31 protein-coding genes, 1 tRNA gene and 1 pseudogene are annotated in these 25,602 nt (G+C 57.9%); 28 read left to right on the top strand and 5 right to left on the bottom strand.

Annotation, left to right across the window (positions count from 1 at the left end; genetic code table 11):
- Positions 1-170: 170 nt before the first annotated feature.
- Positions 171-1,187, bottom strand: coding sequence for a phage portal protein (locus ACMGGR_RS18570; protein ID WP_414147558.1), 1,017 nt, complete (start codon positions 1,185-1,187; stop codon positions 171-173).
- Positions 1,187-2,944 (bottom strand): terminase ATPase subunit family protein, encoded by a 1,758-nt coding sequence (locus ACMGGR_RS18565; RefSeq protein WP_414147557.1) that lies wholly within the window; start codon positions 2,942-2,944, stop codon positions 1,187-1,189. Before ACMGGR_RS18565 ends, ACMGGR_RS18570 begins: the two co-directional genes overlap by 1 nt.
- Before the next feature lie 144 nt (positions 2,945-3,088).
- Here ACMGGR_RS18565 and ACMGGR_RS18560 point away from each other — a divergent pair, with 144 nt between their 5' ends.
- The 11 genes and pseudogenes from ACMGGR_RS18560 to ACMGGR_RS18510 all read left to right on the top strand — a co-directional run bounded on the left by ACMGGR_RS18560 (position 3,089) and on the right by ACMGGR_RS18510 (position 8,615).
- Entirely contained in the window at positions 3,089-3,937 is an 849-nt protein-coding gene (locus tag ACMGGR_RS18560) for a GPO family capsid scaffolding protein (protein WP_414147556.1), read from the top strand.
- Between the two features lie 67 nt (positions 3,938-4,004).
- Positions 4,005-5,048 (top strand): phage major capsid protein, P2 family, encoded by a 1,044-nt coding sequence (locus ACMGGR_RS18555; protein ID WP_414147555.1) that lies wholly within the window; start codon positions 4,005-4,007, stop codon positions 5,046-5,048.
- Positions 5,049-5,051: 3 nt separating this feature from the next.
- A complete protein-coding gene (locus ACMGGR_RS18550; protein ID WP_414147554.1) occupies positions 5,052-5,720 on the top strand; it encodes a terminase endonuclease subunit in 669 nt (222 codons plus the stop codon).
- A gap of 88 nt (positions 5,721-5,808) precedes the next feature.
- The gene (locus ACMGGR_RS18545) at positions 5,809-6,273 is read left to right on the top strand and encodes a head completion/stabilization protein (protein WP_414147553.1); all 465 of its coding nucleotides are present in this window, start codon (positions 5,809-5,811) and stop codon (positions 6,271-6,273) included.
- Entirely contained in the window at positions 6,270-6,473 is a 204-nt protein-coding gene (locus ACMGGR_RS18540) for a tail protein X (RefSeq protein ID WP_414147552.1), read from the top strand. The genes ACMGGR_RS18545 and ACMGGR_RS18540 overlap by 4 nt, the downstream gene beginning before the upstream one ends.
- A 5-nt stretch (positions 6,474-6,478) precedes the next feature.
- Positions 6,479-6,691 (top strand): HP1 family phage holin, encoded by a 213-nt coding sequence (locus ACMGGR_RS18535; protein WP_414147551.1) that lies wholly within the window; start codon positions 6,479-6,481, stop codon positions 6,689-6,691.
- Positions 6,678-7,184: a lysozyme gene (locus tag ACMGGR_RS18530; protein WP_414147550.1), complete on the top strand. Its 507-nt coding sequence runs from the start codon at positions 6,678-6,680 to the stop codon at positions 7,182-7,184. The genes ACMGGR_RS18535 and ACMGGR_RS18530 overlap by 14 nt, the downstream gene beginning before the upstream one ends.
- A pseudogene (locus tag ACMGGR_RS18525) lies at positions 7,181-7,531 on the top strand (LysB family phage lysis regulatory protein); the annotation flags it as partial. The gene ACMGGR_RS18530 and the pseudogene ACMGGR_RS18525, both read left to right, overlap by 4 nt.
- A complete protein-coding gene (gene lysC, locus ACMGGR_RS18520) occupies positions 7,452-7,772 on the top strand; it encodes an Rz1-like lysis system protein LysC (protein WP_414147549.1) in 321 nt (106 codons plus the stop codon). The pseudogene ACMGGR_RS18525 and the gene lysC, both read left to right, overlap by 80 nt.
- A complete protein-coding gene (locus ACMGGR_RS18515; RefSeq protein ID WP_414147548.1) occupies positions 7,705-8,172 on the top strand; it encodes a phage tail protein in 468 nt (155 codons plus the stop codon). Before lysC ends, ACMGGR_RS18515 begins: the two co-directional genes overlap by 68 nt.
- On the top strand, positions 8,169-8,615 hold the full coding sequence (locus ACMGGR_RS18510; protein ID WP_414147547.1) for a phage virion morphogenesis protein: 447 nt from the start codon (positions 8,169-8,171) through the stop codon (positions 8,613-8,615). Before ACMGGR_RS18515 ends, ACMGGR_RS18510 begins: the two co-directional genes overlap by 4 nt.
- 12 nt (positions 8,616-8,627) lie before the next feature.
- Here the strand turns inward: ACMGGR_RS18510 and ACMGGR_RS18505 are convergent, their stop codons facing one another.
- On the bottom strand, positions 8,628-9,578 hold the full coding sequence (locus ACMGGR_RS18505; protein ID WP_414147546.1) for a hypothetical protein: 951 nt from the start codon (positions 9,576-9,578) through the stop codon (positions 8,628-8,630).
- 110 nt (positions 9,579-9,688) lie between these two features.
- Between ACMGGR_RS18505 and ACMGGR_RS18500 the strand changes: the two genes are divergently transcribed.
- The 14 genes from ACMGGR_RS18500 (at position 9,689) to ACMGGR_RS18435 (ending at position 20,508) form a co-directional block, all read left to right on the top strand.
- Positions 9,689-10,282 (top strand): phage baseplate assembly protein V, encoded by a 594-nt coding sequence (locus ACMGGR_RS18500; RefSeq protein WP_414147545.1) that lies wholly within the window; start codon positions 9,689-9,691, stop codon positions 10,280-10,282.
- Positions 10,279-10,626 carry a GPW/gp25 family protein gene (locus ACMGGR_RS18495; RefSeq protein WP_414147544.1) on the top strand — a complete coding sequence of 116 codons (348 nt, stop codon included), beginning with the start codon at positions 10,279-10,281 and terminating at the stop codon, positions 10,624-10,626. Before ACMGGR_RS18500 ends, ACMGGR_RS18495 begins: the two co-directional genes overlap by 4 nt.
- Before the next feature lies 1 nt (position 10,627).
- On the top strand, positions 10,628-11,536 hold the full coding sequence (locus ACMGGR_RS18490) for a baseplate assembly protein (protein ID WP_414147543.1): 909 nt from the start codon (positions 10,628-10,630) through the stop codon (positions 11,534-11,536).
- A complete protein-coding gene (locus ACMGGR_RS18485) occupies positions 11,529-12,137 on the top strand; it encodes a phage tail protein I (RefSeq protein ID WP_414147542.1) in 609 nt (202 codons plus the stop codon). The genes ACMGGR_RS18490 and ACMGGR_RS18485 overlap by 8 nt, the downstream gene beginning before the upstream one ends.
- Positions 12,134-13,183, top strand: a complete 1,050-nt coding sequence (locus ACMGGR_RS18480) for a phage tail protein (protein ID WP_414147541.1) — start codon at positions 12,134-12,136, stop codon at positions 13,181-13,183. The genes ACMGGR_RS18485 and ACMGGR_RS18480 overlap by 4 nt, the downstream gene beginning before the upstream one ends.
- Entirely contained in the window at positions 13,183-13,773 is a 591-nt protein-coding gene (locus ACMGGR_RS18475) for a tail fiber assembly protein (RefSeq protein ID WP_414147540.1), read from the top strand. Before ACMGGR_RS18480 ends, ACMGGR_RS18475 begins: the two co-directional genes overlap by 1 nt.
- Before the next feature lie 122 nt (positions 13,774-13,895).
- Entirely contained in the window at positions 13,896-15,065 is a 1,170-nt protein-coding gene (locus tag ACMGGR_RS18470; protein WP_414147539.1) for a phage tail sheath protein, read from the top strand.
- 10 nt (positions 15,066-15,075) lie between these two features.
- Positions 15,076-15,585, top strand: coding sequence for a phage major tail tube protein (locus ACMGGR_RS18465; RefSeq protein WP_414147538.1), 510 nt, complete (start codon positions 15,076-15,078; stop codon positions 15,583-15,585).
- Between the two features lie 54 nt (positions 15,586-15,639).
- Positions 15,640-15,918, top strand: coding sequence for a phage tail assembly protein (locus ACMGGR_RS18460; RefSeq protein ID WP_414147537.1), 279 nt, complete (start codon positions 15,640-15,642; stop codon positions 15,916-15,918).
- 14 nt (positions 15,919-15,932) lie between these two features.
- The gene (locus tag ACMGGR_RS18455) at positions 15,933-16,073 is read left to right on the top strand and encodes a GpE family phage tail protein (RefSeq protein ID WP_414147536.1); all 141 of its coding nucleotides are present in this window, start codon (positions 15,933-15,935) and stop codon (positions 16,071-16,073) included.
- On the top strand, positions 16,066-18,525 hold the full coding sequence (locus tag ACMGGR_RS18450; protein ID WP_414147535.1) for a phage tail tape measure protein: 2,460 nt from the start codon (positions 16,066-16,068) through the stop codon (positions 18,523-18,525). Before ACMGGR_RS18455 ends, ACMGGR_RS18450 begins: the two co-directional genes overlap by 8 nt.
- A 1-nt stretch (position 18,526) precedes the next feature.
- The gene (locus tag ACMGGR_RS18445; protein WP_414147534.1) at positions 18,527-19,054 is read left to right on the top strand and encodes a phage tail protein; all 528 of its coding nucleotides are present in this window, start codon (positions 18,527-18,529) and stop codon (positions 19,052-19,054) included.
- Positions 19,051-20,220 (top strand): phage late control D family protein, encoded by a 1,170-nt coding sequence (locus ACMGGR_RS18440; protein ID WP_414147533.1) that lies wholly within the window; start codon positions 19,051-19,053, stop codon positions 20,218-20,220. Before ACMGGR_RS18445 ends, ACMGGR_RS18440 begins: the two co-directional genes overlap by 4 nt.
- A 69-nt stretch (positions 20,221-20,289) precedes the next feature.
- Positions 20,290-20,508, top strand: a complete 219-nt coding sequence (locus ACMGGR_RS18435; RefSeq protein ID WP_414147532.1) for an ogr/Delta-like zinc finger family protein — start codon at positions 20,290-20,292, stop codon at positions 20,506-20,508.
- A gap of 158 nt (positions 20,509-20,666) precedes the next feature.
- Here ACMGGR_RS18435 and ACMGGR_RS18430 read toward each other — a convergent pair.
- Both ACMGGR_RS18430 and ACMGGR_RS18425 read right to left on the bottom strand, forming a co-directional pair.
- Positions 20,667-20,742, bottom strand: a tRNA-Ile gene (locus tag ACMGGR_RS18430).
- Positions 20,743-20,915: 173 nt separating this feature from the next.
- The gene (locus ACMGGR_RS18425; protein WP_414147531.1) at positions 20,916-21,485 is read right to left on the bottom strand and encodes a histidine phosphatase family protein; all 570 of its coding nucleotides are present in this window, start codon (positions 21,483-21,485) and stop codon (positions 20,916-20,918) included.
- A 546-nt stretch (positions 21,486-22,031) separates the two neighbouring features.
- Between ACMGGR_RS18425 and ACMGGR_RS18420 the strand changes: the two genes are divergently transcribed.
- Genes ACMGGR_RS18420 through ACMGGR_RS18410 form a run of 3 tightly spaced genes read left to right on the top strand, consistent with a single transcriptional unit; the run spans position 22,032 to position 25,480 of the window.
- Positions 22,032-23,417 carry an MFS transporter gene (locus ACMGGR_RS18420; RefSeq protein WP_246760962.1) on the top strand — a complete coding sequence of 462 codons (1,386 nt, stop codon included), beginning with the start codon at positions 22,032-22,034 and terminating at the stop codon, positions 23,415-23,417.
- Positions 23,418-23,465: 48 nt separating this feature from the next.
- Positions 23,466-24,506 carry a LacI family DNA-binding transcriptional regulator gene (locus tag ACMGGR_RS18415; RefSeq protein WP_246760964.1) on the top strand — a complete coding sequence of 347 codons (1,041 nt, stop codon included), beginning with the start codon at positions 23,466-23,468 and terminating at the stop codon, positions 24,504-24,506.
- Complete coding sequence (locus tag ACMGGR_RS18410) at positions 24,503-25,480, top strand: nucleoside hydrolase (RefSeq protein ID WP_414147530.1); 978 nt, start codon at positions 24,503-24,505, stop codon at positions 25,478-25,480. The genes ACMGGR_RS18415 and ACMGGR_RS18410 overlap by 4 nt, the downstream gene beginning before the upstream one ends.
- Positions 25,481-25,602 lie beyond the last annotated feature (122 nt).

Below are 25,602 nucleotides of genomic sequence, written 5' to 3'. Positions count from 1 at the left end.
CTGTTTTGTTTATAAAAAATTGGGCACTACAAAGACAAAAAAGTCACTGTAGTGCCCCCGAATCTGCATTTTCTTTTATTCAAATCAGGAGATGAATCAAAATAAGATTTTTTAGTCTGGCGAAGTGCCATATTAGTTATTATGAATAACACTTACTTTGGAATAAACACTTATAGCGAATATTCCCGAAATGCGACTACCTTTTCCCCCATCCAGTCGTTGATCTCCTTCAGTCGCTCCTGCAATGGCGTCAGCTCATTCCTGACGAACACCTGCGACGCCTTCACCGCATCCCCGAACCCGCCGGAGTTATCCGGGATAATCCCCATCATTTGCGGCGGCACGCGGTGCGCGCTCAGCAAGTCGTCACGGCTCGCCTTCTTGATGTTAAAGAAATCATCCTTTGTTGCCACCTCGCTGAGCGGCAGGATCTTAATCCCGTCCGGCTTGCCGTTGGGCGCATACATAAAAAGGTTACGGAAGTTGCCCAGGCCTTTCGTGTCGCGCATCGCCTGACGCATGCGGTCAACGTCGCTGGAACTTTGCGCCGCGTCGGTCATATACAGGATGTAGCCCGCGTGTGCGCCGTTCTGGTAGTACTTGCGTCGAAACAGCGTGGCCGCCTCGTTTAGCCAGGCGGAATTTAGTGCGCTGAGGTATTCCGGCAGGCCGTAAAGCTCCTGGTTAATGTCCGGCTCAATCAGGTGAAAAACGCTGTTGCTGGCAAACTGGTGCGGCTCTTTCCAGTCGTTCACAAACCAGTATTCACCCTCTTTCACGCCTTTGCGCGTGAATTTGGCCGGAGTAGTTTCCAGCCGCCACGGGTCGCCCAGGCTATTACGCCTGAGTTCGGCAAAGGCATTACCAAACACCAGATAATCCAGCGCAAACTTACTAAATTCCTGCTGGCTCAGCATGGGGTGCGGGATAAACGTTGAGGCCAGAATGTTGCGCTTAACGTAAACCGGTGAGCTGTGATGCACCGCCGAGCGCAGGCTTTTTGCCAGCCCGTGAAAGCTCACCGGCGGCTCGTACCAGCGCCCGTTACCGATGCACTCGGCATAATCCAGAATGTCGCGCTTATCCATCACCGGCGTCGGTTCACCAAAGGTAAAAGCCTCGACCTGCTGCGGGGCCGCCGGGGCGGGCTGCTGTACTTTAAATGCCTTACGGCTGCGTTTGTTCATCAGTAAAATTCCAGAATTGAAGGGTTAGCGCCGCCGCTGGCGGCAGTCAGCGGTTCGTTTAACAGCGCGTGCATGATGGCCCAGGCGACGTCGGCGTGGCTGGCGTCCTCGCTGCGGCTTGCCTCATAGGTTGAGCGGTTGCCGCTGGCGGTCATGGTTTTGCGGATAGCCATAAAGGACTGCGTGATATCCGTGCTGCCCGCGTCGTACTCCAGCCGTCCGCTGCTGATGGTGTCCTTGGCCTTCAGCACCATCCCGGTTTTCACTTCCGGCGAGTAGCGTATTTCCCGCGCTGCCGGGTAAAACTGCCGGACCAGCTGAAAAACGCCCTGACCAATGCCGGTAGCGTCCACGCCGATATATTCCACAGTGTATTTTCTGGTTAAGTCCTCAATGGATTTTGCCTGTGCGGCAAAGTCCATGCCGCGCCACTGGTGACGCTCCAGCACGCGGAATTTCCCGCCCGCAACCAGCGGCGGCGCAACCACGGCGCATCCCGCGCTGTCGCCTGTGTGCGACGGGTCATAGCCAATCCATACCGGGCGATAATCAAACGGGCGCAGCGCGTAAGGGTTAAAGTCCGTCCATTCTTCCATGCTGTCGATCATGCAGGTCTGCAGCTCGGCGAACGGAAACACGCTGGCCTCGTCGTCGACAAACTCACACATCAAGAGGTTCTGGTATTCCGACGGACTGTATTCAAGCGAAAGCTGGTCAAGGTCAAACAGGTTACAGCCGCCGGTCAGCGCGTCCTCAACGGTGACAATCTGCCGCCACTGGCCGTCGCCGCACAGCGCGCCCTTAGCCAGATGCGAGTGCGACAAATCCAGCTCGATACGGTCGTCCTTGCTGCGACGTCCCTTATTGAATAATTCACCTGACCAGAACGGGTACGCGCTATGTGAAAGGCTCGACGGCGTGGAGAAATAGGTAGTGCGCCATTTCTTGTGTAATGACATGCCGCTGGCGACCTTGCGCAGCTCCTGAAACTTCGGGATCCAGAAATATTCATCCAGATACAGGTTGCCGGTGTAGCTCTGCGCGGTGCGCACGTTCGTCCCCAGGAAAATCAGGCGCGCGCCGTTCGGCAGCACAATCGGGTCGCCCTTCAGGTCAACGTCAACCTGCCGGGCGAAGTCGATAATGTAGTTTTTAAAGACGTGCGCCTGCGCCTTGCTGGCGGATAAAAATATCTGGTTGCGCCCGGTGGTCAGCGCATCAATCAGCGCCTCGCGGGCAAAGTAGAACGTTGCGCCAATCTGGCGGGATTTAAGAATATTGCGGATGCGATGCGCCAGCCCGGCCTTATGCCAGTTGAGCTGGTATTCAAAGCAGTTATCCATAAACAGGCCGGTCAGTTTGTCGGTCTGCTCTTCGCTGAAGATGTTTTTTATCACCGGCTGGCGCTCGCCTTTGTTGCGGTTGCGCACGTTGGGATTTAAGTCCGCCTCATTCCCCGAACTGCGGTAGCGCTCCACTCGGGCCAGGCGCTCAATCTGGCGGCCCAGCGCGTCTATCTCCTTGTAATCCCCGTTGCCTTTGACCTCTTTCATGATGAGCTGAATCAACCGCGCCTCCATGCTGGCCTCGACGCGACTGATGGGCGCAATGTCTTCCCACGCGTCGCGCAGCTTCCAGCTTTGCACGGTCGGTGTTTTCTGGCCGAGCGTCTCCGCAATCTGTCGCACGGAATAACCCTGCCAGTAAAGCAGTGCAGCCTGACGGCGCGGATCGCTGATGGTGGTTTGTATGTTCATGGCAACAAGGCTACCGGGGCGCAAAAAGGCGCGCCCGCTGTGCCTGTTTGCTGGTCGCTGAGCGGGCTGGCTTTCGTTGAGTGAACTGGCCGTGGCGGTGAAACTGGCCCCGACCTGAACCACTTCACTGACCGGAGCCTGTTAATGGCAACACTTAAAGCAAAGCGTTTTCGTATCGCCGTGGAAGGCGCAACCACCGATGGCCGCGTGATTTCCTGCGACTGGATTGCCCAGATGGCGGCGAATTATGACCCGGCGATGTACGGCGCGCGCATCAATATGGAGCACATCAAAGGCTATACGCCGGACAGCCCGTTTCGCCGCTATGGCGACGTTACCGCCCTGAGCGCGGAAGAAATCGTGGACGGCCCGCTGAAAGGCAAGCTGGCGCTGTACGGCGACATCAGCCCGACGCCGGAGCTGGTCGAGCTGACCAAAGCCCGCCAGAAAATTTACACCTCCATTGAGGTGAATCCGAAGTTCGCCGACACCGGCGAGGCGTACCTGATTGGCCTGGCCGTGACCGACGACCCGGCGAGCCTCGGCACCGAAATCCTGAGCTTCAGCGCCAGCGCCGCCGCAAACCCGCTGGCGTCCCGCAAACAGCATAAAGATAACCTGTTTACCGCCGCCGAAGAGACGCTGATTGAATTCACCGAAGAAGCCGATCCGGTGCCGTCGCTGATGGAACGCATTACCGCGATGTTTTCCGCGAAGAAAAAAACCGACGGCGAGCAGTTCGCTGACGTCAGCGCGGCGGTCACTGCCGTGGCCGAACAGGTGCAGCAGAACGGCGAGACGCAGACGCAAAAGCTCTCTGCGCTGGAAACAGCATTAACCGGGCGGATTGACGCGCTGGAGCAGCAGGCCGGAGACGACCGCGCCGCCTTTACCGCCTTGCAGGCGCAGCTTGCAAAAACCGACGGCGGCTTTACCCGTCGCCCTGCCGCCACCGGCGGCGACAACACCGCCAGCGTGCAGACCGACTGCTGATTAACCGAACGTTTAAGCGTGCAGACCGACCGCTGATTAAAACATTTAAATGAATACAGGAGCGCCCATGCGCCAGAACACCCGCTTTAAATTTAACGCCTTTATGTCCCGCCTGGCCGAGCTGAACGGTGTCGAAACCGGCGACATGAACAAGAAATTCACCGTTGAGCCAGCGGTGACGCAAACGCTGATGAACCGCGTGCAGGAGTCCTCCGACTTTTTAACCCGCATTAACATCGTGCCGGTGTCCGAAATGAAGGGCGAAAAAATCGGGATTGGCGTGTCCGGCTCGATTGCCAGCACCACCGACACGGCGGGCGGCGACGAGCGCGAAACAGCTGATTTCTCCGCGCTGGACAGCACCGGCTATGAGTGCGTGCAGGTGAACTACGACTTCCATATTCGCTACAACACGCTTGACCTGTGGGCGCGCTATGAAGATTTTCAGGCCCGCCTGCGTGATGCCATCATCAAGCGCCAGAGCCTTGACCGCATCATGATCGGCTTTAACGGCGTGTCGCGTGCCAAAACCTCTGACCGCGCCAAAAACCCGATGTTGCAGGACGTGGCAATCGGCTGGCTGCAAAAGTACCGCAACGACGCGCCAACGCGCGTAATGAATACCACCACGGCGGAAGACGGCACCGTGACCGACGGCGTGCTGGTCGGCAAGGGCCGCACCTATGTGAACCTCGACGCCGTGGTGATGGACGCGACCAATAACCTGATCGAGCCGTGGTATCAGGAAGACCCGGAGCTGGTCGTCATCTGCGGTCGTCAGCTACTGGCCGACAAGTATTTCCCGCTGGTTAACCAGTCGCAGGCCAACACCGAAGCGCTGGCGGGCGATCTGATTGTCAGCCAGAAGCGTATCGGCAACCTGCCCGCCGTGCGCGTGCCGTACTTCCCGGCGGACGCGCTGCTGATTACCCGTCTGGACAACCTGTCGATTTATTTTCAGGAAGGCACGCACCGTCGCCTGATTGACGAGGTGGCGAAGCGCGACCGCATCGAAAATTACGAGTCCATCAATGAGGACTATGTGATTGAGGATTACGCGGCGGGCTGCCTGATTGAAAAAATCACCCTGTCGGATGTGACGGGAGCATAACGCATGTTAAGCCCTGCCCGACGTCACCTTATGCGCCAGCAGGCCGTCGAAGCCTCGCAGCGGGCCAGCAACCCGCTGCGCCATGCGAACGGTTACGAGCTGATGCTGCTGAAGCTCAACGACGACAAGCGCCGCCTGAAAAAAGTCCGCTCGCAGGAGCGTAAGGCGGAGCTTAAGCGCCAGATGCTGCCGGAGTATCTGCCTTGGGTGGCGGGCGTGCTCGCTAACGGGAATGGCGCACAGGACGCCGTGCTGATGACCGTCATGATCTGGCGGCTGGATGCGGGCGACGTGCCCGGCGCGCTGGAGATTGCCCGCTACGCGCTGGCGCACGGTCTGGTGCCGCCGCCCGGCTTTAAGCGTGACGCCACGGCGTACCTGCTGGCCGAAGAGGTGGCCGACGCGGCGACGCGCGCCCGGACGCTACAGCAGGCCGTCGATATCGACCCGCTGCTGGCAACGCTTGCGCTGACGAAATCCGCAGATATGCCCGATCAGGTGCGCGCCAAGCTGCACAAGATAACCGGGTACGTCCTGCGCGATGCGGGCAGGGCTTTGGATGCGATGCAACACCTTACCAGGGCGCTACAGCTGCACTACGGCTGCGGCGTTAAAAAAGACATAGAGCGGCTGGCAACTGAGCTGAAAAAGCAGGCCATTGCCCGCCGTTAACGAACGCGCCCCGCGCCGGGCGGCAGAGCTGCAACGCATTTTTAATGTCTGCGCGGCTCTCCACCGCCCACCTATTCAGAGGCCACTTATGAGCACGGTAGTAATAACCGCCCCGCGACCGGCAGACGCTGCCGAGCCGCCGGTAAAGAATACCTTTTTCTGGCCTGACGTTGATTTGCAGCAGCTCAGAAGCACGCTGCGTTATGAAGGCACCGTGACCGCGCAGCGCCTGCGGCTGGCGGTGAAAACGGCGATTTCCGAAGTGAATGCCGAGCTGTACGACTGGCGCGCCGCGCAGATGGCAGCGGGCTTTTCAACGCTTAACGATGTCCCGGCGGAAACGTTCGACGGCGAAAGCGAAAAGGCGACGCACTATTTTGCCGCCGTCAGCGCCCTGACGGGGGCGGCGATTGTTGAGCGCTATCGCGGCTATGACGCCAGCGGCAAAAAGGGCGCCGAGGTGGAGGCGAGCGCCGACGAGTACTGGCGAGATGCGCGTTTCAGTATCAGCCGCATCGCCGGGCGTTCCGGCTGCATTGTGAGCCTGCTGTGATTATTTACGCCCAACAGGGCGACACCGTAGACCAGATTTGCTGGCGCTATTACGGGCGCACCCAGGAGGCGGTCGAGCTGGTCTATGCCGCCAATCCGGGGCTGGCCGAAAGCGGGCCGGTATTAATGCACGGCTGCGAGGTCACGCTGCCCGACCTGCCTGACGTGTCAGCAGATGAAACCGTCAACCTGTGGGACTGAAAAAAATGGAGAAAATCAACTCGCTGATTAACTACCTGATTGGCCTGGTGCTGATGTGGTTTGGCCGCCACACGCCGCAGGATATCGCCTTTATGGTCGGTTCCGGCGTCGCCGTGGTGACGCTGGTGATTAACGTGGCGACGTTTTTTATCAACTGGCATTACCGCCGCAAAACGTATGAATTACAGCGGCAGGGGGGAAACCATGAAGGCTGCTAAACACTGCGCCGTGATAGCCGTGCTGGCGATGGCCGCGCTGTTACCGCAGTTTAAAACGCTGAAGATATCCGAGGGCGGATTACGGCTGATTGCCGACGCCGAAGGGTGCCGCACCTCGCCATACCAGTGCAGCGCCGGTGTCTGGACTAACGGCATTGGACACACTGCAGGCGTAACGCCGCACAGCCGGGTCAGCGAACGGCAGGCCGCCGTTAATCTGGTTTATGACGTGATGCGCTTGGAGCGCCAGCTTGCCGTCTGCGCGCCGGTCGATATGCCGCAGCCGGTGTATGACGCACTGGTGAGCTTTTCGTTTAACGTCGGCACTGGCGCGGCCTGTGGGTCAACGCTGGTCAGCTACCTGAAGCGCCAGCAGTGGCAGCAGGCGTGCGATCAGCTCAGTCGCTGGGTCTACGTGAACGGCATCCGCAACGCCGGGCTGGAAAACCGCCGCCAGCGGGAAAAGGCCTGGTGTTTAAAGGGGGCGACATGATGCGCCTTTTAGTGGCCGCGCTTGCCGTGGCGCTGATTGCGCTGGGCCTGACGGGCTGGCGGCTGAATGCGGCACGCGGCGAGCTTACCGACGCGCAGCGCATTATCGGCACGCTGTCCGCCGGGATTGAAAGCCGCGATAAGGCTATTGGTCGCTTAAACGACGAGGCAAAGGCGGGCCAGAAACGCGAGGCCGCACTGCGACTGCTACAGGGCCGGGCCGGTACGGCTGCCCTTAACCGTGAACTGACCCTACAGAGGGAAACCGATGCCAATGCGACTTTGCGCGACTGGTCTGCTGCTGCTTTGCCTGCTGACGTTATCCGGCTGCACGCGCGTCCCGCTTTCAGCAACGCCCGAGATTATCTGGACTGGCTGTCCGCGCGTGACAAGCTGCCCGCTGCCGGGCAACAGCCTGCAAACCCAGGGCGACTTAGCGGCGGATAACCGCCAGTTAGAGGCTGCGCTTGCGTCGTGCGGGTTGCAGGTTGAAATCATCAAAGAATGCCAGGAGCAGCACGATGCTGAAGCCGAAACAACTACGCCGGGCGCTGACCGACAGCGTGCCGCTGCTGCAACGAAATCCTGACGGGCTGAATATGTTTATCGACGGCGGGCGCATCGTTTCGACGCTCGCCAGCTCACTGTCGTTTGAGTATCAGTATCAGCTTAATCTGGTGGTGACCGACTACGGCGACGATATCGACCTGCTGATGGTGCCGCTGCTGGCGTGGCTGCGCGAGAACCAGCCGGACATTATGGCGACGGAAGAAAAGCGCCGCACCGGCTTCACCTTTAAGGTCGATGTGTTAAGCGACACGCTGTGCGATATCAGCATTGACCTGCAACTGACCGAGCGCGTGATTGTGAAACAGGACGGCGACGCGCTGCACGTCACGCACGCGGGCGAGAATCCACTGCCGGATAACGTGACCCGGCCAGCGCAGCTGTACGCGGGTGGCGAGCTGGTCAGCGGGTTGCGGCTGTGAACGGGCTGGAGGCGTTCGACGCCAGGCTAAGCGCGTTGATCGGAAACCTGTCACCGGCGGCGCGAAAAGAGATGGTGCGTAACATCGCAAAGCGCCTGCGCGCCACGCAGCAGCAAAATATCAAACGCCAACAGGCACCGGACGGCACGCCGTTTAAGCCGCGTAAGGCACCCGCCCGCAAAAAAACGGGCCGGATAAAGCGTGAGATGTTCGCAAAGCTGCGCACGGCCAAATACATGAAGGCAAAAGGCAGCGCCGACGACGCCGTGGTGGAGTTTACCGGCAACGTGCAGCGCATGGCCCGCGTGCATCATTACGGGCTGCGCGACCGGCCAGCCCGTGGCGGGAAAGCGGTACAGTATGAGATGAGGCCGCTTTTAGGCTTTAGTGGGAATGATTGGGATTTTATCGAAGAAAACCTTATAAACTATTTCAATAATTGATTATTCCTTTAGTTATATATAGATAAGCTCGCCATTTTCATCAATTGGTCCAGAGGGGTTTTTCCACTCCACCATTTTTAATCCTATGCTTTTTATTTTCTTTTTAAGGTCTTCGGGTGGTTTTGGATTGCATATAATTACCTTGGCATCCAACGGTAAGGAGGATAACATTTTGTCAATTTCCGGGCGATCACAGGGGGCATATGAATGACCTATAATTAAACAAAAATCACAGCTTGATAACTTTTTGTGAAAACTAATATCATGAGGTAGCATGGTTTGATAATGTGAGTAAATGTTATGCTCATTGGGGATGACACAAAGAGGTTCAAGCCTGGATTTATTTAGATTAAAATCACCAATCCTTACAAAGGCCGTGTCATTTCTATCGTTACAGTTCTTTAACGGGTAACGATAATCTTCATTAAAGACAATGCTACGCGGATGCGCGTCATAATTGCTTGAACCATGAGGTTTATGCAGCATAACGCGACCGGTTAAGGGAGGGGATGATGCATCATAAAATGAGATAACTATTTTCTTTAATAATTTCTCGATTAAAAGATCATAGTTAAATGAAGATATACATTTAATATTTTGCCTATGTTCTTTTATCCACCGATACCACGGCCATGATTTTTTTAGGGTGTTAGCTATAGCTAATGAATATTGGGAGAATGCCAGCGTCAAAAAATGCCTGCACTCGCTAATTAAAATGCATGTCTCGTAGTCGTCCCTTTCATTATACAAAGCTAATGCAGCATCAAAAAGCTCGAAGTCATTACTATGGTGAGTCGCCCTAATAAAATTTTTTAGGCTAGGTAAAGCATCTATAAGCAGTTCTTCTCGTTCAGGGTTTCTAACATCCCACGCCAAAGGGTTAAGAGTATTATAAGAGATGTTATGATAAGCATTAAAACCTATGCTAAAACCATTTCCTATGACTAAGGCTAAACTTTTCACTGTTCCCCTCCTTTTCGCTTATTTCTACAACATATCTACAACTTGTCTGTTCATCAACTAGCAAAAGTGAATGCTTTGAAGCTATTCACTTTATTAAGCAAACTTTCCTTATGAACTCACAAACTTCCGAAATCCTGCGCCTGCTGCGCAACCTGATCCGCATCGGCACCGTGTCCGCCGTCAATCTTGACGACGGGCTGTGCCGCGTGGATACCGGTAATAATACAACCAACTGGCTGCACTGGCTGGCCGCCCGTGCCGGTCGCACCCGTTCATGGAATGCGCCTTCCGTCGGCGAGCAGGTACTTGTCCTGTGCCTGGGCGGCGAGCTGGATACCGGCTTCGTTTTACCGGGCGTGTTCTCTGACGAAAATCCCGCCCCGTCGGCCTCGGCTGACGCGTTGCACTGGTCGTTTCCCGACGGCGCGGTGATTGAGTACGAACCGGAAAACGGCGCGCTGAAGGCAACCGGCATTCAGTCCGCGACCATACAGGCCGCCGTCAAAATCATGCTGGATTCGCCCGAAGTCGAATGCTCGGCGCTGCTGAAAACCGCCATGCTGGAAGTCACCCAAGGCGGCACGATGAAAGGCGACGTTCAGCACAGTGGCGGCAGCTTCAGCTCTAACGGCGTGGTCGTTGATTCTCACAAACACGGCGGCGTGAAGTCCGGCGGCGACACGTCAGCAGGGCCGCAGTCATGACCGTGAAATACAGCGGCATGAGCCGCGACACCGGCGAGGCCGTGACCGACCTCGACCATATCCGCCAGTCGGTGCACGACATTCTGTTAACGCCTGTTGGTTCCCGCGTGATGCGCCGCAGTTATGGCTCGCTGTTGTCCGCGCTGACTGACCAGCCGCAAAACGAGGCGCTGCGCCTGCAAATTATGTCGGCCTGCTACATGGCGATTTTGCAGTGGGAACCGCGCGTAAAGCTGACCGGCATCTCTTACGAATCCGCGTTCGACGGCGGCATGGTGGTCGAAATCACCGGCAGCCGCACCGACTCTGTGCAGGATTTTTCCCTAACCGTTCCCGTGAGCTGATATGGCAACTATCGACCTGAGCCAGCTACCCGCGCCCGACGTGGTGGAAGCGCTGGACTATGAAACCCTTCTTGCCGAGCGCAAGGCCACGCTGGTATCGCTGTACCCGCCTGACCAGCAGGACGCTGTCACCCGCACGCTGGCGCTGGAATCCGAGCCGATTGTTAAGCTGCTGGAAGAAAACGCATACCGCGAGGTGATCCTGCGCCAGCGCATTAACGAGGCGGCCAGCGCCGTGATGGTCGCGTATGCCCTGGCGGATGATTTAGACCAGCTCGGCGCCAATAACGGCGTCGCCCGCCTGACGCTGACGGCGGCGGATGAAACGACGATCCCGCCGACCGCCGCCGTGATGGAAAGCGATGATGATTTTCGCCTGCGCATCGCGTCGGCGTTTGAAGGTCTGAGCGTGGCCGGGCCGTCCGGCGCTTACGAGTACCACGCAAAAAGCGCCGACGGTCGCGTGGCGGACGCGTCTGCCATCAGCCCGTCGCCCGCCTGCGTGACCATCACCGTACTGTCGCGCGAGGGCAATGGCGAAGCCGCTGCCGACCTGCTGGCCGTAGTGGATACTGCCTTAAATGACGAGGACGTGCGCCCGGTGGCCGACCGCGTCACGGTGCAGTCGGCGGCGATTGTCGATTACAGCATTGAGGCGGTGCTTTATCTCTATCCGGGGCCGGAAGCCGAACCGATACGTGCCGCCGCCGAGGCAAAGCTTGCCGCCTTTGTCAGCGCGCAGGCAAGGCTCGGCAGGGATATCCGCAAATCGGCGTTATACGCGGCGCTGCACGTTGAAGGCGTGCAGCGCGTGGAGCTGGGGCAGCCCGCTGCCGACGTGGTGCTGGATAAAACCCAGGCCGCCTACTGCACCGGCTACAGCATCACGGTCGGGGGTTCGGATGAGTGACCGCCTTTTACCGGCTGGCTCGTCGGCGCTGGAGGTAGCCGCCGCTGAAGCCTGCGCCGTGATTGAAACCATCCCCGCGCCGCTGCGCCGGTTATGGAACCCGCAAACCTGTCCGGTTGAGCTGCTGCCGTATCTCGCCTGGGCGTGGTCGGTTGATCGCTGGGACTCGGACTGGAACGAGTCAACAAAACGCGCCGTCGTGTCGGCTTCGCAGTACGTGCATAAACACAAGGGGACGCTCGGCTCGATCCGGCGCGTGGTGGAGCCGCTCGGCTACCTGATCCGCATCGTTGAATGGTGGAAAACCGGCGGCGAGCCGGGCACGTTTCGCCTCGATGTGGGCGTGCTGGATACCGGCATAACGGAGGAAATGTATAACGAGCTGGAACGCCTGATTGCCGACGCGAAGCCGTGCAGCCGCCACCTTATCGGGCTGTCGATTAATCTGGATGCCAGCGGCGCGCTGCCGGTTGCCGCCGCCTGCTACAGCGGCGACGAGCTGACCGTTTACCCCTATACCCCTGAACTTATCAGCGTCGGCGGGCCGGGCTACACCGGCGCGGCGGTGCATCTTATTGACCTGACGGAAGTAAGCACATGACAACGAAATATTTTGCCCTGCTGACCAGCCAGGGCGCGGCAAAGCTTGCCAATGCCGCCGCGCTGGGGACAAAGGTACAGGTTACCGAAATGGCCGTGGGTGACGGCGGCGGCACGCTGCCCACGCCCGACGCGGCACAAACAAAGCTTGTCGGCGAAAAACGTCGTGCCTCGCTTAACGCGCTGACGGTAGATGCGGCCAACAGCAGCCAGATTATCGCCGAGCAGATTATTCCCGAAAGCGAGGGCGGTTTCTGGATACGCGAAATCGGCCTGTTTGATGCCGACGGCGTGATGATTGCCGTGGCTAACTGCGCGGAAACCTACAAGCCGCAGCTTGCCGAGGGCAGCGGCCGCACGCAGACGGTGCGCATGATTTTAATCGTTAACAGCACGAGCGCCGTTACGCTGAAAATCGACCCGTCGGTGGTGCTGGCAACACGGCAGTACGTCGATAACGCAGTGATTGAGGTAGAGGCTTACGCCGACAAAGCGCTGGCTGCGCACGTTACGGCAGCGAACCCGCACGGTCAGTACCTTCAGACCGCGAGTGCGCTGGCGGAGATTAAAGCCGCCGGGATGGCATCGAAAGCGCTGGCGGCGCTCGGCCTGGGTGACGGCTCGGCGGTGCCGGTTGGTGTGCCACTGCCTTACCCGGCAGCCACCGCACCGGACGGCTGGCTGAAGTGCAACGGCGCATCGTTCAGCGCCACGGCCTATCCGCTGCTGGCAAAGGTCTATCCGTCGCTGAAGCTGCCTGACCTGCGCGGCGAGTTTATCCGTGGCTGGGACGACGGGCGAGGCGTGGACAGCGGGCGTGTGCTGTTGAGCGCCCAGGCTGATGCCTTTGCCAGCCATAACCACTATATCCGCACTACCTCGTCCGTTACTTCGTCTACTGATGATGGCGATCCGGCGCGTGGCCAGATTCAGGGATCGACAAACTCGGCAGGCAATACCGGCACCGGGAAATCTATTGGCATGACCGGGGGTAATGAAACCCGTCCGCGCAACATCGCATTTAACTACATCGTGAGGGCCGCATAATGGCAACGATTACCCTGGATAAAAACGGGCTGGCGAAGGCTTCCGGCACGTTGGCGGTCTATAACTTTGACGCCCAAAGCGGCGAATTCACCGGCACCACGGGGGAGTATTTACCGCAGGGCGTGGGCGTTCCGGCCAATGCATGCAGCAGCGCGCCGCCTGTTATTGGTGCCGGATTTGTGGCGGTTTACCGCGACGGCGGCTGGCAGAGCGTTGCCGATCACCGTGGTGAAACGGTGTATTCCATCACCGACGGCTCGGCTACAGAAATCACCGCGCCGGGCGACTATCCGGCAGACACCACCACGCAGGCACCGGCAACCAGCTATGACCAGTGGGTCGGAGGGAAATGGGTAACGGATATGGACGCGCAGCAGGCCGCAGCGGTACAGGCGGCAGAGGCTGAAAAGGCCGCACGTATCGCAGAGGCCAACAACACGACGCAGGCGTGGCAGACCCAGCTCAGGCTCGACATTATCACCGATGCGGATAAAGCGTCGCTGACCGCATGGATGAAGTACGTGCAGGAGGTGCAGGCGGTCGATACTACTGTCGCGCTTGATGTAACCTGGCCTGAAAAGCCAGCCTGATACCGATCCCCGCCTGACGGGGGATTTAATTTTGTCCGTGTGTCCTTCACCAAACGGCAATCGCATGCACTGCCCCGCCTGAGCAGGCAATCTGAGCGCACCTGTTTAACGGAGTGCATCAAATGTCTGATTACCATCACGGTGTCCGCGTCGTCGAAATCAACGACGGCACGCGCACCATTTCCACCGTCTCAACCGCGATTGTCGGGCTGGTCTGTACCGCCGAAGACGCCGACGCCACCGCGTTTCCGCTGAATACGCCGGTACTCCTGACCAATGTGCAGGCCGGTATTGCCAAAGCCGGGACAAAAGGCACGCTGGCCGCGTCCCTTCAGGCGATTGCCGACCAGGCCAAGCCCGTTACGGTCGTGGTGCGCGTGGCCGAAGGCGCGACCGACGCAGAAACCATTTCTAACATCATCGGCACCACCGACGAAAACGGCCAGTATACCGGCATGAAGGCGCTGTTAAGCGCGCAGACGCAGCTCGACGTCAAGCCGCGCATTCTCGGCGTACCGGGCCTCGACTCGCTGGAAGTGGCGACTGCCCTTGTCAGCATCGCGCAGCAGCTGCGCGCCTTCTGCTACGTCTCGGCGTGGAACTGCAAAACCGTGTCCGACGCCATGAAGTACCGCGAGAACTTCAGCCAGCGTGAAATCATGGTTATCTGGCCGGACTTTATCGCCTGGAACACCACGGCCAACGCGTCCGAAACCGCGTATGCCACCGCCCGCGCGCTGGGCCTGCGCGCCAGAATCGACAACGACACCGGCTGGCACAAAACGCTTTCTAACGTCGGCGTTAACGGCGTGACCGGGATTTCTGCCGGGGTGTTCTGGGATTTGCAGCAGACCGGCACCGACGCCGATCTGCTTAACGAAGCCTGCGTGACCACGCTTATCCGCAAGGACGGCTTTCGCTTCTGGGGAAACCGCACCTGTAGCGACGATCCGCTTTTCGCCTTTGAAAACTACACCCGCACCGCGCAGGTGCTGGCCGATACGATGGCCGAAGCGCACATGTGGGCGAACGACAGGCCGCTGACGCCGGTACTGGTGCGCGAGATTATTGCGGGCATCAACGCCAAATTCCGCGAGCTGGTCAACGCCGGTTATTTGCTGGGTGCGACCTGCTGGTATGACGACAGCGCCAACGATAAGGACACGCTGAAGGCGGGCAAGCTCTTTATTGATTACGACTATACGCCGGTGCCGCCGCTGGAAGATTTAACCCTGCGCCAGCGCATCACCGACTCTTACCTGGCGAACTTCGCCGCGTCCGTTAACAGCTGAGGACTGAACAATGGCACTGCCACGAAAACTCAAGGGGATGAACCTCTTTAACGATTCCAACAGCTATCAGGGCGTTGTTAACAGCGTCACGCTGCCGAAGCTGAGCCGCAAGCTTGACGCGTTCCGGGGCGGCGGCATGAGCGGCGCGGCGCATATTGATATGGGTCTCGACGACGACGCGCTGGCTTTTGAATGGAGCATTGGCGGCATCGACGATCTGGTGCTGACGCAGTGGGGCGCAACCTCCGTGCCGCTGCGCTTTACCGGCTCTTATCAGCGCGACGACACCGGCGAGGAGATTGCGGTAGAGATTGAGGTACGCGGCAAGCATCAGGCGTTTGATTTTGGCGAGGCCAAACAGGGCGAGGATACCGAAACCAAAATCACCACCAAATGCACCTATTACAAGATGACCTTTAACGGCAAAGAGCTGATTGAAATCGACACCATCAACATGGTGGAGAAGGTCAACGGCACCGACCGCCTGGAGCAGCGCCGCAAAAATATCGGCCTTGTTTAACCCTTATGCCAGCGCCCTGCGCTGGCCTTATCCCCTTTTGAAAAGAGAACAGTCATGGAAAACAAAGAAAATATCGTCACCCTGGAAACTCCGGTCATGCGCGGCGAGCAGGCAATCAACACCGTTGAAGTGATTAAGCCGAATTCCGGCGCGCTACGCGGCACCCGCCTGGCCGACCTTGCAGGCTCGGACGTGGACGCGCTGATCACCGTGCTGCCGCGCATCACGCTGCCGACGCTGACAAAAGCGGAATGTCTGAACCTCGACCCGGCGGATTTGATTGCGCTGGCCGGTAAGGTGATCGGTTTTTTGTCGCCGAAGTCGGACGAGTAAGCTGGCCCGGCGATATGTCCGTTAACGACCTGATGGCGGATATCGCTACAGTGTTTCACTGGCCGCCTTCCGAAATGTACGCCATGCCGTTGGCCGAGCTTATCGACTGGCGGCACAAGGCCATCATTCGCAGCGGAGCAAAAACCGATGAATAACCTTAAATTACAGGTACTGCTGAAGGCGGTAGACCAGGCGACGCGCCCGTTTAAAGCGATTCAGAACCAGACCCGAAGGCTGGCGGGCGATATCCGCGAGACGCAGAGCAGCCTTAAGGAGCTGGATGCCCAGGCGGCGAAGATTGACGGCTTTCGTAAAGCCAGCGGCCAGCTTGCCGTCACGCAGCAAAAGCTCAAAGACGCAAAAGCCGAGGCCACCGCGCTGGCGGTCGCCTTTAAAAATACCGAAAGGCCCACCACGGCGCAGGCCCGCGCGCTGGAAAAAGCCCGGCAGGCGGCCAGCGAGCTACAGACAAAAACCAACGGCCTGCGCCTGTCGGTGCAGCAGCAGCGCGAGGCGCTGAAAGCCGCCGGAGTCTCCACCAAAAGCCTGAGCAGCGAGCAGCAGCGGCTGAAAAGTGCCGCTGCGCAGGCGACGCTGAGCCTGAGCCGCCAGAAAGCCGAGCTACAGCGCCTGAGTCAGCAGCAGGAGCGGCTGAACCACACCAGTGAGCGCTACCGCAAAGGCCAGGAGCTGTCGGCAAAAGTGCGCAACGCCGGTGCAGCCGGTGTCGGTGCGGCCACGGTCGGCGCAATCGCGGCAACGTCGGTGCTGCGTCCCGGCTACGACTTCGCGCTGGCTAACTCCACGCTACAGGCAACGCTTGGCGTGGATAAAAACTCCGCTGATTTCCAGTCACTGCGTACCCAGGCGCGCAACATCGGCGACAACACCGCCGCCTCGGCCAATGACGCCGCGCAGGCGCAAATTGTTATCGCCAAATCCGGCGGAAGCATTGACGACATCAGGGCGGCCACGCCGGTAACGCTGAATATGTCGCTGGCGAACAACCGCACGATGGAGGAAAGCGCCGATTTACTCATGAGTACCAAAAACGCGTTTGGTCTGGCAAACAGCGAGGTCGCGCACCTGGGCGACGTGATTTCCGCGACGCTCAACAGAACCGCGACCAAATTTGAAGACCTGAGCGACGCCATGCCCTACGTCGCCTCGGTGGCTAAAAATGCAAAGGTAAGCCCGGAGCAGACGGCAGCGATGATTGGCACGCTGGCAAACAACGGCACCACCGGCAGCATGGCCGGGACGGGCATCCGCGCCATGCTGTTGCGCGTGCAGGCACCGACCGGCGAGGCGTTCAAAGCGATTAAAGAGCTGGGCGTGAAGACCGCCGACGGCAAAGGCAACATGCGACCGTTCTTCACCATCCTGAGGGAGATGCAGAAGTCCTTTGTAAAAAACAAGCTCGGCGATGCCCAGCAGGCGGAATACCTGAAGACCATCTTCGGCGAAGAGGCCGCCTCGGCAGCGGTCACGCTGATGAAATCTGCCGCGAGCGGCGAACTGGACAGGCTGACAAAAACCTTTAAAGGCTCGGACGGCAGCACGGCGAAGCTGGTTAACGTGCAGCAGGATAACCTCGGCGGCGACTTCAAAGAGCTGCAATCAGCTAAAGAGGCTATTGGCACCGACCTGTATGACGATCTTAATAAAACCCTGCGCTCGCTGACCAAAGAAACCACAAAGTTTCTGCTGAACGTGGACGGCTGGATACAGAAAAATCCGGTGCTGGCTAAAGGTATTGCCATCGCGGCCACGGCGGGCCTGATTCTGGTCGGGGCGCTGGGCGCTATCGGGCTGGTTGCCTGGCCGGTTGTAACCGGGATTAATGCGCTTATCGGAGGGGCTGGCCTGCTTCGTACCGCCTTCACCAAAGCGGGTGAGGCTATCGTAACGGAAATGGGCCTGATTTCATGGCCGGTAGTGGCCGTTGTCGCTGCCGTTGTCGCCGGTGCGCTGCTTATCCGTAAATACTGGCAACCGATTAAGGCATTTATGGGCGGCGTAGCCGAAGGGTTTAAAGCCGCGACAGGCCCGATTGGTGAGTCCTTTGCCCCGCTGAAGCCCGTTTTAAACTGGATAACGGAAAAGGTAAAGGCCGCATGGGGCTGGTTTAAAAAGCTGCTGGAGCCGGTGAAGTCCACGCAGGCCGAGCTGAAAAGCGCCGGAGACATGGGGAAAAAATTCGGTAACGCGCTGGCTGAGGGGCTGAAGATACCCGGCAAGGCACTTGAACAGCTTACGAAAGGCATCAGCTGGATGCTGGAAAAGCTGCACCTTATCGACACCAAATCCGGCGACCTGAAGGACAAGGTGCCGGGCGGCGACCCAGGCCATCCGGAGAACAGGCACGACCCGGTTGCGCCGAACGGGCTGCCGTGGAGTCTGGCCGACACCGGCCCGGCCTATAAGCCGGTTACGTCACCGGCAGCAGGCAGTTACAGCGACAAGAGCCAGAACAGCCATGAGTACACTATCAACATGCATCCGGGGATGACCAAAGACGACGCGCTGGCGTTGATTGCGCAGCAGCAGGCGCGCAATGAACGCAACCGCCAGGCACAGAGCCGCAGCAAAATGGGATGGGAATAATATGATGATGATTTATGGCCTGCTGCCGTTTATGCGCCAGACGCTGCCCTATGCGGAAATGCAGCAAAATATCGACTATCGCTGGCCCACAAACAGCCGCGTCGGCCAGCGGGCCTCGGCGCAGTTCCTCGGCGTGGGTGATGAAAAAATCACGCTGACCGGCGAGCTGCGCCCGGAAGTCACCGGCGGCACAATTTCGCTGCTGAGCTTTAAGCTGCTGGCCGACGAGGGCCGGGCGTGGCCGCTGATTGGCGGCAACGGCACGATTTACGGGATGTACGTCACGGAGAACTTTTCCGCCTCGCACAGTGAGTTTTTAAGCAACGGCAGCGCGCTGAAAATCACCTTTACGCTGAGCCTGAAGCGCGTCGACGAGTCGTTAACGTCAATGTATGGCGACCTGAAAAAACAGGCCGACGAACTGATAAGCGGTGCCGGAAGCCTGCCGGGCCAGGTGACGTCCGTTATCAGCCAGGCGAAGAGCGCCGCCGCCAGCGTGACGGCCACCGTAGGCGGGCTGCTGTCATGAGCATCAGCAGCCTGGCAATACAGGCGGGCGCGCAGCTCGCGCCGGACTTTATGCTGTCGGTCAACTCAAAAGACGTCACCGCGAACATCCGAGACCGGCTTCTTTCGCTGACGCTCACGGATAACCGGGGCTTTGAGGCTGACCAGCTGGATATTGAGCTGGACGATGCCGACGGGCTGCTGGCGATGCCGGTACGTGGTGCGGTGATAAAGCTTTTCCTCGGCTGGAAAGGCCAGGCGCTTATCGGTAAGGGCGAGTTTACCGTGGATGAAGTGGAGCACCATGGCGCGCCGGACACCATGACCATCCGGGCGCGCAGTGCGGACTTTCGCGGCACGCTTAACTCGCGGCGCGAGGTGTCGTATCACGATACCACCCTGGGCGATGTGGTGAAGCAGGTAGCGGAGCGCAACAAGCTCAGCCCGCTGCTGGCCGACGGGTTCGCCGCGCTGGCGGTAAGCCATATCGATCAGACTCAGGAAACCGATGCGGCATTCCTGACGCGCCTTGCCACGCTGTACGGCGCGGTGGCCGCCGTGAAGGCGGGGAAACTGTTGTTCCTGCGACCGGGCAGCGGCGTGACGGCCAGCGGTAAACCCATTCCGCAGCTGACTCTTACGCGGCAGGACGGCGACCGGCACAGCTTCAGCATTGCCGACCGGGGCGCGTATACCGGCGTGTCGGCAAGCTGGCTGCACACTAAAGACCCGAAGCCGAAAAAGGTCAAGGTGAAGCGCAAGCCAAAAGAGAAGCACCTGCGCGCGCTGGAGCATCCGGCGGCCAAAAAGAAAAAGACCACAGCCACGAAAACGCCGGAGGCAAAGGAAGGCGACTATCTGGCCGGGACTGAGGACAACGTGTTTGCGCTGACCACGGTTTACGCCACCAGGGCCGCCGCCATGCGCGCCGCAAAGGCAAAATGGGACAAGCTCCAGCGCGGCGTCGCCGAGTTTTCGTTAACGCTGGCAATGGGTCGTGCGGATCTCTTCCCGGAAACGCCGGTAAAGGTCAGCGGGTTTAAGGCGGTGATTGACGCGCAGCCGTGGTTAATCAGCAAGGTGACGCACAGCCTGAGCGGCAGCGGCTACACGACGACGCTGGAGTTTGAGGTTTTGCTATCCAACGTAGAGTATGTGGCAGAATCAGAAAATGATGATTCACAATAAGTGAATTTTATTGCCCTTTTTGTGAAAAGCATGTATTAAAGGCCTGGTGTCTTCAGGGAGAAAAAAGAAATGATGCATTGCCCGCTTTGCCAGACCGCTGCCCACGCTAAAAGCAGCCGCTATATTTCACGCGAGACAAAAGAACGTTATCACCAGTGCCAGAACATTAATTGCAGCTGTACTTTCAAAACGCATGAAAGCATAGCGGGAATGATTGTTTCGCCAGGCCAGACTAACAGAGTGCCGATCTTTACCCACAATCAGCAGCAGCCGTCGCTGCTTCACTGATAGAGCCTGATAACGAAGCCTGCGAAAGCAGGTTTTTTTACGCCTGCATCCTGCAAACGAAGAAAAAACTCATCGCCATTTCATCGCCACTCAAAAATCACAAACAAAAAAACCACCCGTAAAAGGTGGCTTAACTGCATGATTTTCATCATTAAATCTGGTGGCCCCTGCTGGACTTGAACCAGCGACCAAGCGATTATGAGTCGCCTGCTCTAACCACTGAGCTAAGGGGCCTGTGGCGCGGGATTATAATGTAACTTGCCGCTGCAATCCAGCGATCCGCTGCTGAGTGCCTGTTTTTTGCGCATATCCTTAAGCATTGTAACTGTTTAAATAACAATCCGTTACCTGAGCGTTATCTCCCGTGTGTATCCCTGTATCCAGTCCCGTTAAAGCAGGTCGCTTCCTTACTTATCATCACCGGTAATAAAAGGTGGATGATAAATCGCGGTGCTCCAGTAACGGCTGCTGGCATGTTTTTCGGCCATCCAGCCCTGTTTGCGCAGCTGCCGGGCAATCAGCTTATTCATAATGCCGTGTCCGGCCAGCAGCACATTGCCGCGTGCGGAAAGCGCGATCAGCTTCGCAGCAGCCTGTTCTGCTCGCTGCTCGGCCTGCTGATAAGATTCCACGGAACCGGCATAGCCGCACAGCCACATCAGGCGTAATGCAAAAAGCCAGAGAGAAGGAGGAAGGTTAGGGTAGCCCAGACGCATGATGGGCAGCGAAACCTCACTAAAAAGAGGATCGACAGCATCAAGTTCCAGCCCCAGCTTTTCCAGTGAAGAGCGCGCGCGCGGCAGCGGGCTGGCGACAATATAATTCGCCGTGGCGGCAACTTCCCGGCACCTGTCCGGCGGCATGTCCGCCACCAGCGACATATCGTAGGCTTCGCACCATTCGGCCATTGCCAGCGCGGGCAGGCGACCGCCGGAATGATGATCGGGTTTCCCGTGGCGCATAAGAATGATGGTCATAAATTTCCTCAAGGGTCTCAGACGAAGGGCGTTCCGCCGGGGGAAGATGGTTATTGCCATAGCGTCACAGCATTGTCATCTGTAAAGGTTATCTTGCTGACGCTGTAGCCCGTACCAGGACCAAGCGTTAATAAAGATTATTTATGCTGCACGGCAAAGGCACAAAACATTTTGCGCTATGATAAATTAACTTTATGATTTGCAAGAAAATATATATCCTGTTTTCTGTATGAATGTAAAGTTATTCTAATTTATTGCGTCAGATTACTTGCTTTATCTACGCGCGTAGATAGAATGCACCGGTAGCAAGAATTCACAGTGTTGATGTTTGTCTGTGCAGCGAAGGTCAAATTTACTTTACGTTTTAATCGACCGGTTACCAAAACCGGCGGGCGCAAAGTAAACAAAACGAAGCCCAACACCAGGGAACCCGTTACTGACCTTTAATTATGGCTCAGCAAAAGCGTGTCATCACTGGCGAATCCTCCGTACTCTGCGGGGCAGCCAGGGAAGGCAAAACAGACCTCTCATCTCAGGGATTTTTTCATGTTGACACAACCTGTCCGACAGGAAGCCTCCTCCTCTGTTTCGGCAGCGGATGAACGTTTAACCACTCCGGAAGGACGTAAAGATTTCTGGCGGGCTACCGTCTCTTGCTGGCTGGGTACGGCGATGGAGTATGCCGACTTTGCCCTGTACGGCCTTGCCGCCGGTATTATTTTTGGCGACGTATTTTTCCCGAACGTGACGCCCGCAATGGCGCTCCTTTCAAGCTTTGCGACCTGGTCGGTGGGCTTTATCGCTCGTCCGATAGGGGCACTGTTTTTTGGCTGGCTTGGCGATCGGAAAGGGCGCAAAGTTGTCATGGTCACCACCATCATTCTGATGGGTCTCTCTACCACGCTGATCGGCGTCATCCCCGGATATTCCTCTATCGGCCTGTGGGCGCCTGCCTGTCTGGTCGTGCTGCGCTTTAGCCAGGGCTTTGGTGCTGGCGCAGAGCTTTCCGGCGGCACGGTGATGCTGGGCGAATATGCGCCTGCCGAAAAGCGCGGGCTGGTCTCATCGATTATCGCGCTTGGCTCAAACAGCGGCACGCTGATCGCCTCGCTGGTCTGGCTGGCGGTAGTACAGATGGATCAGCAACAGCTGCAGGAGTGGGGCTGGCGCATTCCTTTTCTGTGCAGCTCGCTGATAGCGCTGGTGGCGCTGTGGATCCGCCGTCACCTGAAGGAAACGCCGGTTTTTGAACGTAAAAATGCAGAGATGCAGGCGCAGCGCGAAGGCAAGCTGGTAGCTTATCAGCCTGAAATTCCCCGCACCTTCTGGCAGCGTAGCCGCTCCTTTCTGGTGATGCTCGGCCTGCGTATTGGTGAAAATGGCCCGTCCTATCTGGCGCAGGGCTTTATGATTGGTTACGTGGTTAAAGTCCTGGCGGTAGATAAATCCGTTGCGACCTCCGCCGTCTTTATCGCTTCGCTGCTCGGCTTCTTAATTATCCCTCTTGCCGGCTGGCTCTCGGACCGTTTTGGCCGCCGCATTACCTATCGCTGGTTTTGCCTGCTATTAATTCTCTATGCCTTCCCGGCTTTTATGCTGCTGGATTCTCGCGAGCCAGCGGTGGTGATGGCGGTTATCGTTGTCGGCATGGGGTTAGCCTCGCTGGGTATTTATGGCGTGCAGGCGGCGTGGGGCGTTGAGCTGTTTGGCGTTAAACACCGCTACACTAAAATGGCCACGGCAAAAGAACTGGGTTCCATCCTTTCTGGCGGAACCGCGCCGCTGGTTGCGGCCGCGCTGTTCTCCTGGACCGGCCACTGGTGGGTTATTGCAACCTATTTTGCGGTGATGGCAGGCATCGGTTTTCTGACCACGTTCGTGGCGCCGGAAACGCGAGGCCGCGATCTCAACGCGCCGGAAGATGCTATTTAAAATATGCGGGCCGATAAGCGTCGGCCCTTCAGGAAATGAGGTAAGACGTTGGCCAGACAGGGTTTACGCGCAACACGAGCCGACGTAGCCAGAGAAGCCGGAACTTCTGTCGCTGTAGTCAGCTACGTAATCAATAACGGCCCCAGGCCGGTAGCGGAAGCAACGCGGCTGCGCGTGCTGGCAGCGGTACAGAAGACCGGCTATCGACCTAACAGCCTGGCCAGAGCGCTGGCGCTGGGCTCCACAAAAACTTACGGGCTGGTCGTGCCCAATATCAGCAACGCGTTCGTTGCTTCCTTTGCGCATGCCTTGCAGCAGGAAGCGTTGAGCAACGGCATGGTTATGCTGCTTGGCGATGCGGGCGACAGCCGCCAGCGCGAGCTGGAGCTGATTAACAGCCTGCTCAGCCAGCAGGTTGATGGGCTGTTTTACAACAGCGTCGATCGTCATCCCTATATTGATATTATTCAGGCCAGCGGCACGCCGCTGGTGATGCTCGATCGGGTTGATCCTGCGCTAAACGTCAATATCCTGCGCGTGGATGAGTGCGAAGCTGCCCGTCAGGTCACCCTACATTTACTTAGCCACGGTTATAAAGAGGCAGGCATGATCAGCGGGCCGCTGGAGATGTTTAACGCCCAGGACCGCCTGGCAGGCTGGCGACAGGCGCTGGCGGAATACGGCGTGACAGAACGGCCAGAATGGATTTTTCCGGCACCCTATACGCGCGAAGGCGGCTATCAGGCGGCAAAAGAAATGCTACAGGGAGAGCTGCCCCGGGCGTTGTTTATCGCCAATGAGATGCAGGCTATTGGCTGCATCCGTGCGCTGGCAGAGCAGCAGCTTCGCGTGCCGGAGCATATCGCGCTGGTCTGCTTTAACGGTACGGAGCAGTCGGCCTACCATGTTCCCTCATTAACGACCGTGCGTCAGCCGGTAGAAGCGATGGCGAAAAAAGCGCTGGCGATGCTGGCGTCGCCGCAAAACGACGTGCAGCTAAGCGAATTTGCACACCAGCTACAAATTGGCGAATCCTGCGGCTGTACGCTGGCTGCTGCCAACACGCCGCAAAGAAAGATAAAACCATGAAAAGAGTGATTATCGACTGCGATCCGGGCAACGGCATTATCGGTGCCAACGTGGATGACGGACTGGCGCTGGCGCTGGCCATCGGTTCGCCGGCTATTTCTCTGGAACTGATCACGATTGTGACGGGCAATACGCCGTGCGAAACCGGTTATAACGTGGTTAAAGATCTGCTGAACAGGCTGGATCTGGATATACCGGTACGGAAAGGTGCAACGCGCGCGCTGTTTGAGCCGCCGGAGCCCTGGCGCGAGGCGCTGGATAATCGCGTCTGGCACTCGCAGCTGGATCACCTCTGGCAGGGCGTTCGCCAGCCTCGCGCTTATCAGGCACCGGACGAAGAGGCGGCGGATGCCATCGGGCAACTGATCTGCGCCAATCCTGGGAAGATTACGCTGGTTGCTATCGGGCCGCTGACTAACGTAGCGCTGGCGCTGGAGCGTTATCCGCAGATGGCGGAAGCGGTGCAGGAAATCGCGATTATGGGCGGCGTGTTTGCACTGGATAACTTTATCAAAGACACCAACTTTGGCCTGGATCCGGAAGCCGCGCAGCGGGTGCTGAACAGCGGGGCGTGCATTACGCTGGTGCCAATGGATGTAACCACGCAAACCATGTTAACCCATCAGGATTTACAGCGCATTGAAGCGGCAGATACGCCGTTGGCGAAATTTGTCGGCGAAACGCTGCGTCCCTGGCTTGATTACTCTATGCAGGTCCGTCGGCTGCCGGGCTGCTGGATCCACGATGTGCTGGTGGTCGCCTGGCTGATCAATCAGCAGGTTGCTACAGCGGCAGATTACTATGTCGACGTCGAAGTGCGGCCCGGCATGACGCGCGGAAAATCGTGGCGTTATCGTTTGCCGCTGCGGATTGATATTGCGGCGGGTGAACCGAGCGGCGGCCTGGTTCACGTCCTGCAAACGGTGGATAACGCGCGGCTACTGGCGATGCTGGAGCAGGCGCTGGCCCGGTAACGTTTTTCCTCAGCGGCGTCGTGCCGTTTTGAAAAGGTTGCTTACATCCTGCATTAAAGCGTGACAACTGCTTCCCTCTCTCACTTCATTTAGCATGATATAAACAAATGATTAACATTTAT

This window comes from Erwinia sp. BNK-24-b (assembly GCF_047456155.1).
GTDB lineage: Bacteria > Pseudomonadota > Gammaproteobacteria > Enterobacterales > Enterobacteriaceae > Erwinia > Erwinia phyllosphaerae.
The sequence above is the reverse complement of the archived record's forward strand: the minus strand, read 5'-3'. Positions and strand labels throughout refer to the sequence as shown.